Here is a 17,100-nt window from a genome sequence, read left to right on the forward strand (position 1 = left end):
TAGGCCGGTGTTGACGGCTCGAATGCCAGGACGGTGGTAGTGTGCGCGCCTCGCTGATCCAGATCGCGGTAGACCCGGACGAACCGGTCGACGCCCGTCGTGCCCGCGTGGGCCGTCTCGTACGGGCGGAATCCGGCCACGCGGACCTTGTCGTCCTGCCCGAACTGTGGACCGTCGGAGCCTTCGCCTCCGACCTCTTCGCCGCCGAGTCCGAGCCGTTGAACGGCCCGACGCACCGGGCGATGGCGGACGCCGCCCGCGACGCCGGGGTCTGGCTGCACGCCGGATCCTTCGTCGAGGCGGAGGGCGGCGCCCTCTACAACACCTCGCTCGTCCTCTCCCCCGACGGCGAACTCGCCGCCTCCTACCGCAAGATCCACCGCTTCGGCTTCGACAAGGGCGAGGCGGTGATGATGGCCGCCGGGGAGGACCTCGTCACCGTCGACCTGCCGCACCTCACCGTCGGCGTCGGCACCTGCTACGACCTGCGCTTCCCCGAACTCTTCCGTGGTCTCGTCGACGCCGGCGCGCAGGCCTTCGTCGTCCCGGCCGGCTGGCCGGCGCTCCGCCGCGCCCACTGGAGCCTGCTCGCCCGCGCCCGCGCGGTCGAGAACCAGGCGTACGTCCTCGCCTGCGGTACGGCGGGCACGCACGCGGGCGTGGAGCAGGCCGGCCACTCGATCGTCGTCGACCCCTGGGGCGAGACCCTGGCCGAGGCGGGCCCCGACGAGGAGATCCTGCGGGTCGTCCTCGACCCGGCGAAGGTCACGGCCACCCGCGAACAGTTCCCGGCCCTGAAGGACCGGGTGCTCGGCATCGCCCCGCCGGCGACCGGCCGCCGTTGACCGCCTGCCGTTGACCGGCCGCCGGGGCCGACGGCCTCGGCTTCAGTACTGGCTGTCCGCCCACAGGTCGGTCACCCGCGAGACGCCCGCGCGGACCGCCCCGACCCGGGTGAGGGCCGAGCGGTCGACGCCCGCGAAGACCAGCGCGAGCGCCAGGTCGCCGCCCTCCGCGCGCCCGCCGACGTGGACGGCCAGCTGCCGCTTCCTGCCGCGCCCCGAGGCGCGGACGGTGACGGTGAGGCCGGGGTCCTCGTCGTCGGGCTCGCGGGTCAGGACGTACGCCCGCTTGTCGAGTGCCGCGAGCCGGTAGTGGTCGCCCGCGTACCGCAGCGTGAGGGCGCGCTGCGCCGCCGTGGCGCCCCAGCGGTTCCGCCGCACGGACACGATGCGGTCGCCGACCCGGAGGGTGGACCGGTTCAGCGTCGGCAGCCGGATGCCGTCGGTGTGCATGCCCCGGGCCTCGAAGGTGGCGACGGGTATCAGCCCGCCGCGCGCCTCCGAGACGACGGTCTCCGGCGCGGTACGCGGCAGCGGGCAGGTCAGCGTGATCTCGCCGAACTCCCGCGAGACGCCCCGCCATCCGGACCGGCGGTCGTGCCGGCCGCCTTCCTGCCACGGCTGGAGGACGAAGGGGGAGACGGCGGTGTGCATGGTCGCTCCTCGGTGAGGGGGGATGGGGCTCGGGGTCAGAGGGTGACAGCGCGCAGGGAGGCCCGTACGGGCCCGTAGGGGATCCCCGCCCTGCCCGGCCCGTAGGGGATCGCCGGCCCGCGCCCGTACTCCTCCCACGCCGCCGCCAGTCTCCGTACCGCCTCCGTCAACTGCTCCGGGGGCAGCAGGAAGTGCAGCCGCAGATGACGGACGCTGCCGCCGAGGGCGTCGGTGGTCACGCCCGGCAGGACCGCCACCCCGTGGCGCAGGGCGAGCTGGGCGAAGGAGACGCCGTCGCCGTGCGGGAGGCGCACCCAGAGCGTCTGGCCGCCGGTCGCCGGGGCGCAGGACCAGGACGGGAGCAGCCGGGCCAGCTCGCCGCGCAGATGCGCGTGGCCCGCGCGGACCGCGTCCAGGCGGGCGGCGAGGACCGGCGCGAAGTCGTCGAGGAGCCGGGCCGCCGCGAGCTGGGACGGCACGTCGCAGCCCAGGTCGTGCAGGGCCTTCAGCCGGGCGAGCCGGGCGATCAGGGGCGCGGGGCCGCGCACCCAGCCGATCCGGAGGCCGCCCCACACGACCTTGGAGAGCGAGCCGACCGCGACGACCTCGCCGTACGAGGAGAGGGAACGGTCCTCCGGCGAACGGTCCTCCGCCGAGCCGCCTTCCGCCGAGCCGCCTTCCGGCGGGTGGCCTTCCGGCGAGCGGTCCTCCGGCCGCTGGGCGAACGCCAGGTCGCCCAGCACCTCGTCGTCCACCAGCGGCACCCCGAGCGCGTTCGCCGCCTCCACGAGCCGGCGCCCGGCGAGCGGCGGCAGGACCGTGCCCGTCGGGTTCTGGAAACGGGCCACCACATAGGCCAGGGCGGGACGGTGGCGTTCCATCACACGGATCGCCTCCGTCACGTCCAGCCCGTCGGGACCGACCGCCACCGGCAGCGGGACGGCGGCGGCCTCCCGGACCAGGTCGAGCGCCCCCGGATACGTCGGCGCTTCGAGCAGCACCCCGTCGCCGGGCGCGAGCAGGAGCCGGGTGAGCAGCGAAAGCCCCTGCTGGGCGCCGGTCGTGACCAGGATCTGGCCGGGCTCGGTCGGCACCCCGCGCGCCGCGTAGCGGGCCGCGACGGCCGTCCGCAGCACCCCGAGGCCGGCCGGGTGGTAGCCGAGGTCGCCCTCGGGCAGGACGAGCGAGCGGTACGCCTCCGTCAGCTCGGGCGGCGGCCCGGTGGGAGCGGCGCAGCTCAGCAGGAGCACGTCGTCCGGCGCCTCCAGGAGGTGCAGGAACAGCGGGTTCGAGGTCTCGGTCACCCGGGGCGCCGCCGCCGTGTCCGGCTGCGTCCCCTCCTCGGGCTCCGGCGCCAGGGCCGCCCGTGTCACCCGGGTCCCGCTGCCCTGTCGCCGTACCAGCCGCCCCTCCTGCCGCAGGGTGTCGTACGCGGCGACCACCGTCGTCCGGCCCACGGCCAGCGCCCGCGCCAGCCGCCGGTCCGGCGGCAGCAGGGTGCCGGGGGGCAGCGCGCCCTCGTCGATCAGCCGGCGCAGCCGGGCCGCGAGCAGCAGGTACAGCGGCCCGCGTCCGGCCGACCAGCGGCCGAGCCGGGCGACCAGGTCGTCGGCCGGTGGGGGGAGGTGTCCGATTGGTTCCATCGCCGAACCAATCTGCCGGGATTGGACCTGGGAACGCAAACCGCCGGTCAACAGACTGGCCCCATGAGCCCTGCCGACTCCGCGCCGTCCGCCGCATCCGCCGCCTCCCCCGCACCCGCCGATCGCGCCGCCTCCGCTCCAGGTTCCGTTCCCCCGGGGGCCTCCCTCCGTCCCGAGACCCTCGCCGTCCACCCGCCGCACGTCGAGATCACGGGCAGCAGGCCCCTCGGCGTCCCCCTCCACCAGGGGCACGTCTTCGCCTTCGACTCGGCCGACGCGCTCGCCGCCGCCTTCACCGCCACTGACGCCTTCATGTACAGCCGGCACGGCAACCCCACCGTCCGCACCCTGGAGGACGCCGTCGCCCGCCTCGAAGGCGGTGCCGCCGGCCTCTCCTTCGCCTCCGGCATGGGCGCGGTGAACGCCGTCCTCCTCGGGCTGCTCGGATCCGGCGGCCATGTCATCGCCCAGACCTGCCTGTACGGCGGTACGTACGCGGTGCTCACCGACCTCGCGACCCGCTGGGGCGTCGACGTCACCTATGTCTCCGGGACCGACCCGGAGGAGGTGCGGGCGGCCCTGCGCCCCGAGACCCGGCTGCTCTACCTGGAGACCGTCGCCAACCCCACCACCCGCGTCTCCGACCTGCCCGCGCTCGCCGCCGTCGCCGCCGAGGCGGGCGTGCCCGTCGCCGTCGACAACACCTTCGCCTCGCCGCTGCTGTGCCGCCCGATCGACCACGGCGCCGACATCGTCGTGCACTCGGCGACGAAGTACCTGTCCGGGCACGCGGACGTGCTCGGCGGCGTCGTCGTCTTCAAGGACGCCGGGCTGTACCACCGGGTCCGCCACCACTCGGTCGAACAGGGCGCGTCCACCGATCCGTTCGCCGCCTGGCTGACCCTGCGCGGGATGCAGACCCTGTCGCTGCGGATGGAGCGCCAGTGCGCGAGCGCCGCCGACCTGGCGGCCCGGCTGTCCGCGCATCCGGCGGTCGAGGCCGTCCGGCACCCGGCCCTGGCGAGCCACCCGGACCGGGCCGTCGCCGAGCGGCTGCTGCCCGCCGGGGGCGGTGGGGTGATCTCGGTGGACCTCGCGGGCGGCCGGGAGGCGGGCCGTACGTTCGTCGAGGCGGTGCGGCTCGCGTCCCTCAGCGTCTCCCTCGGCGATGTGAAGACCCTGGTGATGCACCCGGCCTCCACCTCGCACCACCAGCTGGACGCGGCGGCCCTGGCGGCGGCGGGGATCGGCCCGGGCACGGTCAGGATCTCGGTCGGCATCGAGCACGTCGAGGACCTGTGGGAGGACCTGGAGCAGGCGCTGGGGCACGCCCTGGACAAGACCGCCTGAGCCTCAGTCGTCCCCCCGCTCCCGCTCGGCCATCCGGATCACGCACACCGCCACCGCGATCTGGAGCGCCGCGTCCGCGTCCTCGCGGACCACGTTCACCGCGTAGGTCTCGCGGACGTGGAACCAGCGGCGGGAGATGTGGGCCAGGAGTTCGCCCTCGTACTCGACGGTGAACTCCCGGTCCAGGACGCGGCCGCTGACGTCCAGTTCGGTGCCCTCGACGAGGGTCACCCGGTAGTGGTTGCGGAGCAGCGAGAGCCGTTTGCGGCGGATGGTGGCGAGGGGGCGCTCGTCCCGCTCGATGGTCATGGCGTCCCGCAGGCTGAACATCTTCTGCCGCAGGGTCACGAGGACGTGCCCGTCGGGGTCCTTCAGTTCCAGGGTGTCGCGCAGCCGCAGCGCCTTGCCGTCGACGAGGAAGGCGTGGCGGCCCTGCTCGTCCTCGATCCAGTAGTCGTCGCCGATCGCGAAGATCTTGTCCCGTACGAGATATTTCATGGCGCTATGCCTGCCCCGTGGGGGGAGGGTTCACCCGGAGCGGAGACCGTCAGCCGAAGTAGCGGACGAACGCGTCCGGGGTCGCCCCGAGCATCTCCCCGAAGGGCGAGTCGAGCTGATGGATCAGCAGCACCGTGAAGGCGATGAAGCCGGCCAGGCCCATCACCATCACCACATGGGTCGTGCTGCGTCGGATCCCGAAGAGGAACATGAAGGCGAGCGTGAGCGTGCCCCCGATGAGGAGCCCCGCCCACAGCACGGGGGAGAGACGTTCCTGCGCCGCCGCCTCCCGGCCCCGGCGGGCGTCGTCGACATAGCCCAGCTGGGCCAGCACCTCCTGGGCGGCGATCTGCTCGGGCACCTTCGCGGAGTCCGACACCTCCCCGGCCTTCCGCAGCTGCGCGAGCAGCCCCCAGCCGGAGGTGTCGAGGGGTTCGCGGGCCTCCATCACGGGCCATTCGACGTCGACGACGTGGTCGGCGTACGTCCGTGCCGCGTCGCGCAGCGGCTCCCGCCGGTCGGCGGGGAGGGCGTCCGCGAGCAGATACGTCTGGTGCAGGGCGCTGGCCTCCGCCTGGACGTTGTCGGCGGCGGCGGACCGGGTGTCCCAGACCGACACCATGCACAGGCCGAGCACGATCGCGTAGAGCACCGACACCATCATCGCGATGTACTCGGCGACGTCCTCGCGCGGTTCCTCCTCCTCGCCGAGCGGGAAGAGCCGGGTCTTGGCGACGACGGCGAGGGCGGCGACGAGCGCGACGCCGAGGACGACGACGAGCGTTTCGAGCAGGGCCACGGTCAGCTTCTCCGGTTGCCGAGGAGGGCGGCGGCCACGGCCGCCGGGATCAGGAGCAGCAGCAGCATCGAGACGACCCCGAGGTCGTCCGCCTCCCGGCTGCGGCGCCGCAGCCGCCCGAGGAAGCCCTCGTGGTCGAGCGTGGCGGCCCGCCGGGCGGCGACGGCCGCCTCGTCGCGGGGTACGGGCACGGCGTCGGGGGCGGTCGGGGCCGGCGGTACGGCTCCGGGGGGTACGCCCTCCGGGGCGGGGGCGACGGCCGCCGCGTCCCCGGCACCCGCGCTGTCCCCGGCACCGGCACCGGTACCGGCACCGCCCCCGTCGGCGGCCCCGTCGCCGGGCGCGGCTCCGGGCGGGGCGACCGGTCCGGGTACGGCCACGGCACCGGCGGCCCCGGGGACGGGAACCCCGCCCCCGGCCACGGGAGCCCCAGGAGCCCCCAACGCACCGGGAGCCCCTGGCACCCCAGGGACCCCGGCGGCCCCGGCGCTCCCCCGTACGGGACCGCCCGCGGGGTTCCGTACGGGATTCCCCACGGGCTCCCGCCCCGCCGCCGCCGAGGGCCTCCCCGGCGGACGCGCGGCCCCCCGTGCCTCCGGGCCCGCCACCGTGAAGACGGCGGAGGACCGGGCGACGAGCGTCGGCGGGGGGACCCGGCCGCCGCCCGGCCCGTAGGTGGTCACCCGGTCGCTCCCGGAGGCGAGCCCCGTGCTCCGGTGGGTGCCCGGGGGCCGCCGTACGGTGGCCGTGCAGCGGGCCGAGGCGCCCGGGGCGAGCAGCGGCACGGTCCCGGGGTGCCCCGCGCAGTCCACGGCGCCCGCGCGCAGGCCGAGCGCGGTGTCACCGACCAGGACCGCGTGCAGGGGCCGGTTGCCGTGGTTGGTCACGGTGTACGTGACGGTGGCCGCCCCCCGGCCGGGGGGCGCGACCGCGATCCGTTCGGTGAGGCGGAGGGCGCCGGCGACCCCGGTGTACCCGGCGCGGGCGGTGGCCGTGAGGACCCGGCGCAGGGAGGGGACGGAGCCCTCCGCCCGTACCGTGCCCCGATGTGTCCCCGACACGGCCCGGAAGCGGGCGACGCACTCCAGCTCCCCGAGCGCGGCGAGCGGGCCTCCGGGGCAGCGCACCGCTCCCGAGGGGACCTCGGGGTCGGCGACCCGCACCCCGTACAGGTGCGCCTCGCCCCGGTTCACGAGCCGGTACCGCTTCACGACCTGCCCGCCGGTCCGCAGCTCCGGGGGCCGTACGCCGCTGTGGTCCCGGCCGTTCACGGTCACGGCCACCGTCAGGGCCCCGTCGCCGACGCCGCCGGCCCACGCGGCGGACCCGGGCGGTACGGCTCCGGGGAGCGCCGCACCGGGCAGCACCACCCCGGTCAGCGCGACCACCACCAGAAGCCCGCCCCTCACCCGGCGGCGGTAATAGTCCGATGATCTGCCCACGCGCGTCATGCGCCCCATGCCACCGCCCGCCCCCGAGCGCCCCCCGGCCGGGACACGCCCCGGCCCCCCGCCCGGCCCTCACTTTCCACTCGTACGGCACCCTTGAACCATGAACGACTCCGCGCCCACCCCCGCGCCCCGCCGTGCCCGTGTCCGCGCCCCCGAGCTGATCGGCAAGGGCGGCTGGCTCAACACGGGCGGAGACGAACTCACCCTCGCCGACCTGCGGGGAAAGATCGTTCTGCTGGACTTCTGGACCTTCTGCTGCGTCAACTGCCTGCACGTCCTCGACGAGCTGCGCGACCTGGAGGAGAAGCACCGCGACACCCTGGTGATCGTCGGGGTGCACTCGCCGAAGTTCGTGCACGAGGCCGAGCACCAGGCCGTCGTCGACGCCGTCGAGCGGTACGAGGTCCACCACCCCGTACTGGACGACCCCGAGCTGGCCACCTGGAAGCAGTACGCCGTACGGGCCTGGCCGACGCTCGTCGTCATCGACCCCGAGGGGTACGTCGTCGCCCAGCACGCCGGCGAGGGCCACGCCAACGCGCTCCGCACCCTCGTCGAGGAGCTGGAGGCCGAGCACGGCGCCAAGGGCACGCTGCGGCGCGGCGACGGCCCCTACGTGGCCCCCGAGCCCGTCGCCACCGACCTCCGCTTCCCCGGCAAGGCGATCCTGCTGCCCTCCGGGAACCTCCTGGTCTCCGACACCACCCGGCACCAGCTCGTCGAGCTGGCCGCCGACGGCGAGACCGTCGTCCGCCGCATCGGCGAGGGCGTCTTCCGGGAGCCCCAGGGCCTCGTACGGCTGCCCGACGGCAGGGTCGTCGTCGCCGACACCGTGAACCACGCCCTGCGCGCGTACGACCCGGAGACCGGCGCGATCGAGCGGATCGCCGGCACCGGCAGGCAGTGGTGGCAGGGCTCCCCGACCTCCGGGCCCGCCCTGGAGGTCGACCTGTCCTCGCCGTGGGACGTGGCCTGGTGGCAGGGCAAGGTGTGGATCGCCATGGCCGGTGTCCACCAGCTGTGGACGTACGACCCGGCCACCGGGACCGTCGAGGTCGCGGCCGGCACCACCAACGAGGGGCTCGTCGACGGCCCCGCCGCCGAGGCCTGGTTCGCGCAGCCCTCCGGGCTCGCCGCCACCGAGGACCGCCTCTGGGTCGCCGACTCCGAGACCAGCGCCCTGCGCTGGGTCGAGCGGGAGGGCGAGGGGTACGCCGTCCGCACCGCCGTCGGCACCGGCCTCTTCGACTTCGGGCACCGCGACGGCGCGGCCGGACAGGCCCTCCTCCAGCACCCGCTGGGCGTCACCGCCCTGCCCGACGGATCGGTCGCCGTCAGCGACACGTACAACCACGCCCTGCGCCGCTTCGACCCGGCGAGCGGCGAGGTCACCACCCTCGCCACCGATCTGCGCGAGCCCAGCGACGCGGTCCTCGTCGACGGGGACATCGTGGTCGTCGAGTCCGCCCGCCACCGGCTCACCCGGCTGCGGCTCCCCGAGGAGGCCGTCCGGGTCGAGGCGGTCGCCCACCGCACCCGCCGCGAGGCCACCGAGGTCGCCCCCGGCCTGCTCCGCCTCGACGTGGTCTTCCGGGCCCCGACGGGCCAGAAGCTCGACGAGCGCTACGGCCCCTCGACCCGCCTCCTGGTCTCCTCGACCCCGCCGGAGCTGCTGCTCGGCGGCGAGGGCACGGGCACGGACCTCTTCCGGGACCTGACCCTGAACCCGGAGCTGACCGAGGGCGTCCTGCACGTCTCCGCGATGGCGGCCTCCTGCGACGACGACCCGGCCAACGAGTACCCGGCCTGCCACGTCCACCAGCAGGACTGGGGCGTCCCGGTGAACATCACGGCGACCGGCACGGCCCGCCTCCCGCTGATCCTGGCGGGCATGGACGACTGACGGCCCCGCCGACGCCGACGGCGCACCCCGGGCCCCGGCCGCTGACGCGGGCGGGGCCCGGGCTCGCCGCCCGGTCTAACGCACGATCCCCTGGTTCCTGGACGGGCGCCCCGCGGCGGCGTCCAGGCAGCCGGCCACCCAGGCCGCCGGGTCGTGGACGGCCCGGTCGCCGTCCATGCCCTGCCGCTCCATGAGCGCGCACTCCCCGTCGAGCAGCGCCTTCGTGCGCGAACCGTCCACGTCGTAGCCGCGGATGCGGGAGGCCTGGACGAAGCCGCCCTCGTAGGCGATGTCCGTGCCCCAGGGCGGCCGGTCGTTGAACGAGCCGATCAGAACGGCCGCCGCCGCCGTGGCGAGCACGACGGCGGCGGCGGTACCGGCGGCGAACTTCCCCCGTGAGGGGCCCTCATGACGATGCATGGGGGCGACGCTGCCAGGCGGGGCCTTTCGCGGATGTTTCGCTCTCGCGCGGTCCGCGGGGCCCCTGGTGGGGTCAGCCCTCCAGGAACGCGACCAGCGCGTTGGCGAGGAGGTACGGGTCCTCCGCGCCGCACAGCTCGCGGGCGCTGTGCATGGAGAGGATCGCGACGCCGATGTCGACGGTCCTGATGCCGTGGCGGGCGGCGGTGATCGGGCCGATCGTCGTGCCGCAGGGCATGTCGTTGTTGGAGACGAAGGACTGCCAGGGCACGCCCGCCTTCTCGCACGCGGCGGCGAAGACCGCGCGGCCGCTGCCGTCGGTGGCGTACCGCTGGTTGACGTTCACCTTGAGGATCGGGCCGCCGTTGACGCGCGGGTGGTGCGTCGGGTCGTGGCGCTCCGCGTAGTTCGGGTGGACGGCGTGGCCGGTGTCCGAGGACAGGCAGACGGTGCCGGCGAAGGCGCGCGCCCGGTCCTCGTAGGAGCCGCCGCGCGCGTACACGGAACGCTCCAGGACGTTCCCGAGCAGCGGGCCCTGGGCGCCGGTGTCGGCCTCGGAGCCGTTCTCCTCGTGGTCGAAGGCGGCGAGGACCGGGATGTACGGGAGGTCCTCGCGGCCCGCGAGGGAGGCGAGCGCGGCGACGGAGGCGTGCACGGAGATCAGGTTGTCCATGCGCGGCCCGGCGAGGAGTTCACCGTCCCGGCCCAGGTAGGCGGGTGCCTCGACGGCGTGGACCATCAGGTCCCAGCCGCTCACGTCCTCGGCGTCCACGCCGGCCTCGGCGGCGACGAAGGAGATCAGGTCGCCCTCGTGGACCTCGCCGATGCCCCAGACGGGCTGCATGTGCCGCTGGCGGTCGAGCTTGAGGCCGTCGTTGACGCCCCGGTCGAGGTGGATGGCGAGCTGCGGGACGCGCAGCAGCGGCCGGTCCACGTTGACGAGGCGGTGGCTGCCGTCGCGGAGCGTGAGGCGCCCGGCGAGGCCGAGGTCGCGGTCGAGCCAGGTGTTGAGGAGGGTGCCGCCGTAGACCTCCACGGCGACCTGCCGCCAGCCCTGCGAGCCCAGGTCGGGCTGCGGCTTCACGCGCAGGTTGGGGGAGTCGGTGTGGGCGCCGACGATCCGGTACGGGGTGTGGGGGTCGGCGCCCTCGGGCACGTACCAGGCGATGACCGCGCCGCCGCGGATCACGTACTTCCCCCCGCTGGTCCCGTCCCAGGACGCGGTCTCCTCCACCTGCCGGAAGCCCGCCTTCTCCAGCCGCTCGGCGGCGGTGGCCACCGCGTGGTATGGCGAGGGCGAGGCCGTCAGGAAGGCCATCAGGTCGTCGGTGTGTCCGCGGTCGAAGGGACCGGCGGTGGGACGGGAAGCTGCGCTGCTCATGGGTTCACCTTACGCAGAGCCGGAGGAACGGATCCGGGACCCCGGGGAAGGCCCGGAGAAGGAACGGGGAGGACCCACCCGGGCCGGCCCGGACGTGGTCTCCGGGGCCCGGCGAGTGAGCCGAAGGGGCGCGCCGGGGGAACGGACCCGAGCGCGCGGAGCCTCCGGAGGAACGAGGGAGGCGAGCACGGTCGGGTCCGTTCCCCCGGCTTCGGCGCCCCGGAGGCGAACCGAGCCCCGAAAGAAGCAGAACGGCCCGCCCCCCTCCCCGGGGACGGGCCGTTCATTCAGGACGAGAGGCGCTCGGGAGCGCCTTGGGTGGCGTTCTTAGAACGCGGCCTCGTCCAGGTCCATCAGCGAGCCGTCGACCGCCTCGGCGAGCGCGCGCTCGGCGGTGACGCCCGGCAGGACGTTGGCGGCGAAGAACTTCGCGGCCGCGATCTTGCCCTGGTAGAAGGCGACGTCCTTGCCCGTGGCACCGGCGGCCAGCTTCTCGGCGGCGACGGCGGCGCTGCGGATCAGCAGGTAGCCGACGACGACGTCGCCGGAGGCGAGCAGCAGGCGGGTGGTGTTGAGGCCCACCTTGTAGATGTTCTTGACGTCCTCGCCGGTCGCGGTGAGGTCGGTCAGCATGACGCCGACGATGCCCTCCAGGTCGACCGCGGCCTTGGCGAGCGCGTCGCGGGCGCCGGCCAGGTCCTCGCCGCCGGTGCCGACCGCGAGGAACTTCTTGATCTCCTCGGCCAGCGCGTTGAGGGACGCGCCCTGGTCGCGGACGATCTTGCGGAAGAAGAAGTCCTGGCCCTGGATGGCCGTGGTGCCCTCGTAGAGGGTGTCGATCTTGGCGTCGCGGATGTACTGCTCGATCGGGTACTCCTGGAGGAACCCGGAGCCGCCGAAGGTCTGGAGCGACTGCGCGAGCTGCTCGTAGCCCTTCTCGGAGCCGTAGCCCTTGACGATCGGGAGCAGCAGGTCGTTCAGGCCGTGCAGCGCCTTGGCGTCCTCGCCGGCCGCTTCCTTGACCGCGATCTCGTCCTGCACGGAGGCCGTGTAGAGGACGAGGGTGCGCATGCCCTCGGCGTACGCCTTCTGCGTCATCAGCGAGCGGCGGACGTCGGGGTGGTGCGTGATGGTGACCTTGGGCGCGGCCTTGTCCATGAAGTTGGCCAGGTCGGTGCCCTGGACGCGCTCCTTGGCGTACTCCAGGGCGTTGAGGTAGCCCGTGGAGAGGGTGGAGATCGCCTTCGTGCCGACCATCATGCGGGCGAACTCGATGATGAGGAACATCTGGCGGATGCCGTCGTGCTTGTCGCCGATCAGCCAGCCCTTGGCGGGGTGCTGGTCGCCGAAGGTCATCTCGCACGTGTTGGAGGCCTTGAGGCCCATCTTGTGCTCGACGTTGGTGGCGTAGACGCCGTTGCGCTCGCCCAGCTCGCCGGTCTCCCAGTCGAACTCGTACTTCGGGACGAGGAAGAGCGAGAGGCCCTTGGTGCCGGGTCCCGCACCCTCGGGGCGGGCGAGGACGTAGTGGAGGATGTTCTCCTCCATGTCGTGCTCACCGGACGTGATGAAGCGCTTCACGCCCTCGATGTGCCAGGAGCCGTCCTCCTGCTGGGTGGCCTTGGTGCGGCCGGCGCCGACGTCCGAACCGGCGTCGGGCTCGGTCAGGACCATCGTGGAGCCCCAGCGGCGCTCGACGGCGATCTGCGCGACCTTCTTCTGCGCCTCGTTGCCCTCGTTGTAGAGGATGCCGGCGAAGGCCGGGCCGGAGGAGTACATCCAGATGGCCGGGTTCGCGCCGAGGAGCAGCTCCGCGTACGCCCAGATCAGGGAGCGCGGGGAGACGGTGCCGCCGATCTCCTCGGGGATGCCGAGGCGCCAGTACTCGGACTCCATGAAGGCGTTGTACGACTTCTTGAAGGTGGCCGGGACCGGGGCGGTGTTGGTCTCCGGGTCGAAGACCGGCGGGTTGCGGTCGGCGTCGGCGAAGGACTCCGCGAGCTCGTTCTCGGCGAGACGGCGGATCTCGTCGAGGATGCTCTTGGCGGTCTCGACGTCCATCTCCTCGAACGGCCCGGAGCCGTACACCTTGTCGCGGCCGAGGACCTCGAAGAGGTTGAACTCGATGTCGCGGAGATTCGACTTGTAGTGCCCCATGGCGACGGCTCCGTAAGGCTCGGGGAGGCAGGTTCCTCGTACACGTACCAGCAAGTAGCAAAGCGTTCTCTCCGATGATGCTACCCACCGGTAATAAGAGCAACCCCTCTCGGGCCATCTGTGACGCAGTAGGCTCACGCCCATGTACGGCTACGAGCAGAATCCGGGTGCCCAGCAGCAGTACGCACCGCCCCCGCAGGGCGGGATGCCGGGCGGCATGCAGGCCGGAATGCCCGGTGGGATGCCGGGTCCCGGCATGCAGGACGGCATGCAGGGCGGTTACGGGCAGCAGCCCCCGCTCTACCCGGAGCCCTCGCCGCCCTCCCTCGCCGACGCCGTGCGCGCCTTCACCACCGGCACGCTCGCGCCCGAGGACTTCCAGCAGATCTTCGCGACCTCCAAGGTCTACTGCCCGCGCGGCGACAACCCCGGCTTCCTGGCCCTGCACAACACCCAGCAGCCGGTCATCCCGATGTTCACCTCGCTCAAGGAGCTGCGGCGGTACGCGGGCAAGGAGTCGAAGTACTTCGTCATCACCGGCGCCGAGGTGATCGACCTGCTGCCCACCGGCTACGGCTTCGTGCTCGACATGGAGGGCGACCACCGGATGGTCTTCGACGCGAAGGCCGTGGAGCAGATGGTCGATTTCGCGATGCGGCGGATGTACGGCTGACGCAGCCTGGAGACAGGGAGAACGCCCGGGAGGAATTCCTCCCGGGCGTTCCGTGTTCTGGGTGGCAAGAAGTTCACCGTTCAACTAAAGTGGACGCCACGAGGTCGAAGAAGGCCGCTCTAGGAGGTCCCGTCATGCCCGCCGTGACTGTCGAGAACCCGCTCACCCTGCCGCGCGTCGCGGCCCCCGCCGACGCCGTCCCGCGTCCCGTGCTCGCCGTCACCACGGCACCCTCGGGGTTCGAGGGCGAGGGCTTCCCGGTTCGCCGCGCGTTCGCCGGGATCAACTACCAGTACCTCGACCCGTTCATCATGATGGACCAGATGGGTGAGGTGGAGTACGCGCCGGGCGAGCCCAAGGGCACCCCCTGGCACCCCCACCGCGGCTTCGAGACCGTCACCTACATCATCGACGGCGTCTTCGACCACCAGGACTCCAACGGCGGCGGCGGCACCATCACCAACGGCGACACCCAGTGGATGACCGCCGGCGCCGGCCTCCTCCACATCGAGGCCCCGCCGGAGTCCCTCGTCGTCAGCGGCGGCCTCTTCCACGGCCTCCAGCTCTGGGTGAACCTGCCCGCCGCCGACAAGATGATGGCCCCCCGCTACCAGGACATCCGCGGCGGCCAGGTCCAGCTGCTCACCTCCCCCGACGGCGGCGCGCTGCTCCGCGTCATCGCCGGAGAGCTCGACGGGCACGAGGGCCCCGGCATCACCCACACCCCGATCACGATGCTCCACGCGACCCTGCGGCCGGGCGCCGAGATCACCCTGCCCTGGCGCGAGGACTTCAACGGCCTCGCGTACGTCCTCGCCGGGCGCGGCAGCGTCGGCGTCGAGCGGCGACCGGTCCACACGGGCCAGACCGCCGTCTTCGGCAAGGGCGGCTCCCTCACCATCCGCGCCGACGAGAAGCAGGACGGGAACACCCCCGACCTGGAGATCGCCCTCCTCGGCGGTCAGCCGATCCGTGAGCCGATGGCCCACTACGGCCCGTTCGTCATGAACACCCAGGCCGAACTCCGCCAGGCCTTCGAGGACTTCCAGGCGGGCCGGCTGGGGACGATCCCGGCGGTGCACGGGATGGGCGAGTAGGGGAGACCGTACGGGTCGCGTACGGGCCCGGGTGAGGGTCGAGTGCGGGCCCGGGTGAGGGCCGAGTGCGGACCCGGGTGAGGGTCGAGTACGGGCCCGGGTAAGGGTCGAGTACGGGTACGGGGCGGGGCGCGAGCTCCGCCCCGTACCCGTGTGCGGGGGCGCGCGTCCTGCCCCCGGGCGGGCACGCGCGGGCCCCGCACTGACGGCCCGTCACCCGTACGCCCGTCAGCGCGCGACGACACGCCGACGGGCGTGGTCCGGTGGTCGGGTGCAGACGACGAGAGCGCTCCTTCCCGAACCCGCCCGCCGGTTCGCCGCCTGGTGCGTCGTCTTCCTGCTGGCCGCCGGGGTCGTCGCCGTCTTCATCTGGCTCTGCGTCGTCTTCAAGACGGCCGTCACCCCCGTCCTGCTCGCGATCCTCGGCACCGCCCTCCTCGGGCCGCTCTACCGGCGCCTGCTCCTGATGAAGGTCCGCAAGGGGCTGGCCGCCGCGCTCACCGTGGTCGCCGTCCTCGTCGTGGTCGGCGGCGCCACGTACATCGTCGTCGCCGCGCTCATCGACACCGGCGACCAGATCATCGCCTCGCTGCGGCAGGCGGCCGACGACATCGCCAAGCACTTCGGCGCGGCCGGGACCTCCCTCGACGACCTCGCCAAGAACGCCAAGACCCTCCTGGAGAAGTTCGGCGGCACCGCCGCCTCCGGGGTCATCAGCGGCATCAGCGTCGTCGGCCAGATGCTCACCACGGCCGCTCTCGCGCTGCTCCTCATCTTCTTCTTCCTGAAGGACTCCGACCGCGCCGCCGGCGCCCTGCGCGCCCTCGCCCCCCGCGCCACCGGCGACATGGCGGAGGCCATGGCCCGCCGCGCCTTCGAGGCCGTCGAGGGCTTCATGCGCGGCACCACCCTCGTCGCCCTCGTCGACGCCGTCCTCATCGGCATCGGCCTCGTCGTGCTCGACGTGCCCGGCGCGGTCGGACTCGCCGCGCTGGTCTTCGTCACCGCCTACATCCCGTACCTCGGCGCCTTCCTCTCCGGGGCCGTCGCCGTCCTGGTCGCCCTCGCCGACCGGGGCTTCGTCATCGCCCTGTGGGTGCTCGGCATCGTCCTGGCCGTCCAGGTCATCGAAGGGAACGTGCTCCAGCCGATGGTGCAGAGCCGCACCGTGCAGATGCACCCGGCGGCGGTGCTGCTGGCGATCACCGCGGGGGCGTCCGTCGCGGGCATCCTGGGCATGCTGCTCGCCGTACCGCTGACGGCGGCGGCGACGGGGGTCCTCAGCGAGCTGCGGAGGCGGTACGCGCCGGCGGTGGGTACGGAGGGCACGGAGGGGCCGGGCGCGGGGGCCGCGCAGCCCGGGGCCTGAGGCCCCGCGTCCTCAGGTCGCCGCCGGCTGCCCGCCCGGCTCGAACGAGGCCAGCATCTGTTCCAGGGCGGCCTGGTCGGGACCGACGAACGGGTCCACGTCCGGGGCCATCGTGATCGTGTCGATCATCGACGCCGTCATCCGTACGGCGGGCGGCAGATGGGTGGAGAGCACGATCTCCGGGGCCATCTCCCGCAGCGGGTCGATCGTCGCCCGGTACTTGGCCGGGTCCACGATCTGCACCCACGGACTGTCCACGCTCGCCCACAGCAGCTGGGCCTGCCGCAGCTCCTCCGGCTTGAGGTCGTTCGCGTGGCCGCTCTCCGCGAGTTCGGCGGTCGGCATGGGCCCGCCGAAGCAGTCGGAGCTGAAGCAGATCCGGGTCTTCTCGTCGTAGAAGCCGACCGTGGCGGGGTTGTCGAACAGCGGGGGCCGGAAGGCGCGCAGCATGCGGTCGCCCACGTCGAGGGACTGGCCGGGGTTGAGGAAGTACACGCGGTCCATCGGCAGCGGGCGTTCCGTGGTCATGATCCCGGCGCCGATGAAGGTGGTGACGACCTTCGCCCGGGGCGCGGCCACGAGCAGGTCGAAGATGCCGCCGGTGTGGTCGCGGTCGGGGTGGGTGAGCCAGATCCAGAGGATGTCGGCGGGGTCGACGACGGAGCCGAGGGTGTTGACGAAGTTCCGGTCGGCCAGGGAGAGCCCGGTGTCGACGACGACGGGCTCGGTGGCGGTGAGGACGTACGCGTTGGCCGGGATGTGCCCGATCCCGGGCACTTCGAGACTGTCGGCCAGCACGGTGGTGTCACTGCCGACCTTGTGGGTGTCCATGGCGAACTCCGTGGTCCCCCCGGGCGGCCGTA

Annotated in this window: 15 protein-coding genes; 6 read left to right on the forward strand and 9 right to left on the reverse strand. The window is 73.5% G+C overall.

Annotated elements, in window-relative coordinates:
* Positions 1-41: 41 nt before the first annotated feature.
* A complete protein-coding gene (locus ASD33_RS26260) occupies positions 42-845 on the forward strand; it encodes a carbon-nitrogen family hydrolase (RefSeq protein ID WP_056565399.1) in 804 nt (267 codons plus the stop codon).
* A gap of 42 nt (positions 846-887) precedes the next feature.
* Here ASD33_RS26260 and ASD33_RS26265 read toward each other — a convergent pair whose 3' ends face one another.
* A complete protein-coding gene (locus tag ASD33_RS26265; RefSeq protein WP_056565403.1) occupies positions 888-1,496 on the reverse strand; it encodes a hypothetical protein in 609 nt (202 codons plus the stop codon).
* 35 nt (positions 1,497-1,531) lie between these two features.
* Positions 1,532-3,139 carry a PLP-dependent aminotransferase family protein gene (locus ASD33_RS26270; RefSeq protein WP_056565406.1) on the reverse strand — a complete coding sequence of 536 codons (1,608 nt, stop codon included), beginning with the start codon at positions 3,137-3,139 and terminating at the stop codon, positions 1,532-1,534.
* 63 nt (positions 3,140-3,202) lie between these two features.
* On the opposite strand from ASD33_RS26270, the gene ASD33_RS26275 reads away from it, so the two are divergent.
* Positions 3,203-4,489, forward strand: coding sequence for an aminotransferase class I/II-fold pyridoxal phosphate-dependent enzyme (locus ASD33_RS26275; protein ID WP_079045030.1), 1,287 nt, complete (start codon positions 3,203-3,205; stop codon positions 4,487-4,489).
* A 3-nt stretch (positions 4,490-4,492) separates the two neighbouring features.
* On the opposite strand, the gene ASD33_RS26280 is transcribed toward ASD33_RS26275, so the two are convergent.
* The 3 genes from ASD33_RS26280 to ASD33_RS36845 are packed head-to-tail and all read right to left on the reverse strand — an operon-like array spanning position 4,493 to position 7,195.
* Positions 4,493-4,987: an LURP-one-related family protein gene (locus ASD33_RS26280; RefSeq protein ID WP_056565409.1), complete on the reverse strand. Its 495-nt coding sequence runs from the start codon at positions 4,985-4,987 to the stop codon at positions 4,493-4,495.
* Positions 4,988-5,036: 49 nt separating this feature from the next.
* On the reverse strand, positions 5,037-5,786 hold the full coding sequence (locus tag ASD33_RS26285) for a DUF4239 domain-containing protein (protein ID WP_056565412.1): 750 nt from the start codon (positions 5,784-5,786) through the stop codon (positions 5,037-5,039).
* Between the two features lie 2 nt (positions 5,787-5,788).
* Positions 5,789-7,195, reverse strand: a complete 1,407-nt coding sequence (locus tag ASD33_RS36845; protein ID WP_157870087.1) for a hypothetical protein — start codon at positions 7,193-7,195, stop codon at positions 5,789-5,791.
* Between the two features lie 142 nt (positions 7,196-7,337).
* On the opposite strand from ASD33_RS36845, the gene ASD33_RS26295 reads away from it, so the two are divergent.
* The gene (locus ASD33_RS26295) at positions 7,338-9,140 is read left to right on the forward strand and encodes an NHL domain-containing thioredoxin family protein (RefSeq protein WP_056565418.1); all 1,803 of its coding nucleotides are present in this window, start codon (positions 7,338-7,340) and stop codon (positions 9,138-9,140) included.
* Positions 9,141-9,215: 75 nt separating this feature from the next.
* On the opposite strand, the gene ASD33_RS26300 is transcribed toward ASD33_RS26295, so the two are convergent.
* From ASD33_RS26300 to ASD33_RS26310, 3 genes are all read right to left on the reverse strand, one after another.
* Positions 9,216-9,560, reverse strand: coding sequence for a hypothetical protein (locus ASD33_RS26300; protein ID WP_056565421.1), 345 nt, complete (start codon positions 9,558-9,560; stop codon positions 9,216-9,218).
* A 73-nt stretch (positions 9,561-9,633) separates the two neighbouring features.
* A complete protein-coding gene (locus ASD33_RS26305) occupies positions 9,634-10,941 on the reverse strand; it encodes a M18 family aminopeptidase (RefSeq protein ID WP_056565425.1) in 1,308 nt (435 codons plus the stop codon).
* Positions 10,942-11,268: 327 nt separating this feature from the next.
* Entirely contained in the window at positions 11,269-13,098 is a 1,830-nt protein-coding gene (locus ASD33_RS26310; RefSeq protein ID WP_056565428.1) for an acyl-CoA dehydrogenase, read from the reverse strand.
* A gap of 142 nt (positions 13,099-13,240) precedes the next feature.
* Here ASD33_RS26310 and ASD33_RS26315 point away from each other — a divergent pair, with 142 nt between their 5' ends.
* From ASD33_RS26315 to ASD33_RS26325, 3 genes are all read left to right on the forward strand, one after another.
* Positions 13,241-13,771 (forward strand): SseB family protein, encoded by a 531-nt coding sequence (locus tag ASD33_RS26315; protein WP_056565431.1) that lies wholly within the window; start codon positions 13,241-13,243, stop codon positions 13,769-13,771.
* 134 nt (positions 13,772-13,905) lie between these two features.
* Positions 13,906-14,868 (forward strand): pirin family protein, encoded by a 963-nt coding sequence (locus ASD33_RS26320; protein WP_056565434.1) that lies wholly within the window; start codon positions 13,906-13,908, stop codon positions 14,866-14,868.
* Positions 14,869-15,139: 271 nt separating this feature from the next.
* Positions 15,140-16,237 (forward strand): AI-2E family transporter, encoded by a 1,098-nt coding sequence (locus ASD33_RS26325; RefSeq protein WP_056565437.1) that lies wholly within the window; start codon positions 15,140-15,142, stop codon positions 16,235-16,237.
* A gap of 12 nt (positions 16,238-16,249) precedes the next feature.
* Here ASD33_RS26325 and ASD33_RS26330 read toward each other — a convergent pair whose 3' ends face one another.
* Positions 16,250-17,068, reverse strand: coding sequence for an MBL fold metallo-hydrolase (locus ASD33_RS26330; protein WP_056565440.1), 819 nt, complete (start codon positions 17,066-17,068; stop codon positions 16,250-16,252).
* Positions 17,069-17,100 lie beyond the last annotated feature (32 nt).

Source organism: Streptomyces sp. Root1304 (assembly GCF_001426405.1).
Taxonomy (GTDB): domain Bacteria; phylum Actinomycetota; class Actinomycetes; order Streptomycetales; family Streptomycetaceae; genus Streptomyces.

Excerpts from the sequence above, each read along its gene's own strand:
- ASD33_RS26265 (WP_056565403.1), bottom strand. The coding sequence starts at position 1,496 with ATGCACACCGCCGTCTCCCCCTTCGTCCTCCAGCCGTGGCAGGAAGGC.
- ASD33_RS26270 (WP_056565406.1), bottom strand. The coding sequence starts at position 3,139 with ATGGAACCAATCGGACACCTCCCCCCACCGGCCGACGACCTGGTCGCC.
- ASD33_RS26275 (WP_079045030.1), top strand. The coding sequence starts at position 3,203 with ATGAGCCCTGCCGACTCCGCGCCGTCCGCCGCATCCGCCGCCTCCCCC.
- ASD33_RS26280 (WP_056565409.1), bottom strand. The coding sequence starts at position 4,987 with ATGAAATATCTCGTACGGGACAAGATCTTCGCGATCGGCGACGACTAC.
- ASD33_RS26295 (WP_056565418.1), top strand. The coding sequence starts at position 7,338 with ATGAACGACTCCGCGCCCACCCCCGCGCCCCGCCGTGCCCGTGTCCGC.
- ASD33_RS26300 (WP_056565421.1), bottom strand. The coding sequence starts at position 9,560 with ATGCATCGTCATGAGGGCCCCTCACGGGGGAAGTTCGCCGCCGGTACC.
- ASD33_RS26305 (WP_056565425.1), bottom strand. The coding sequence starts at position 10,941 with ATGAGCAGCGCAGCTTCCCGTCCCACCGCCGGTCCCTTCGACCGCGGA.
- ASD33_RS26310 (WP_056565428.1), bottom strand. The coding sequence starts at position 13,098 with ATGGGGCACTACAAGTCGAATCTCCGCGACATCGAGTTCAACCTCTTC.
- ASD33_RS26315 (WP_056565431.1), top strand. The coding sequence starts at position 13,241 with ATGTACGGCTACGAGCAGAATCCGGGTGCCCAGCAGCAGTACGCACCG.
- ASD33_RS26320 (WP_056565434.1), top strand. The coding sequence starts at position 13,906 with ATGCCCGCCGTGACTGTCGAGAACCCGCTCACCCTGCCGCGCGTCGCG.
- ASD33_RS26330 (WP_056565440.1), bottom strand. The coding sequence starts at position 17,068 with ATGGACACCCACAAGGTCGGCAGTGACACCACCGTGCTGGCCGACAGT.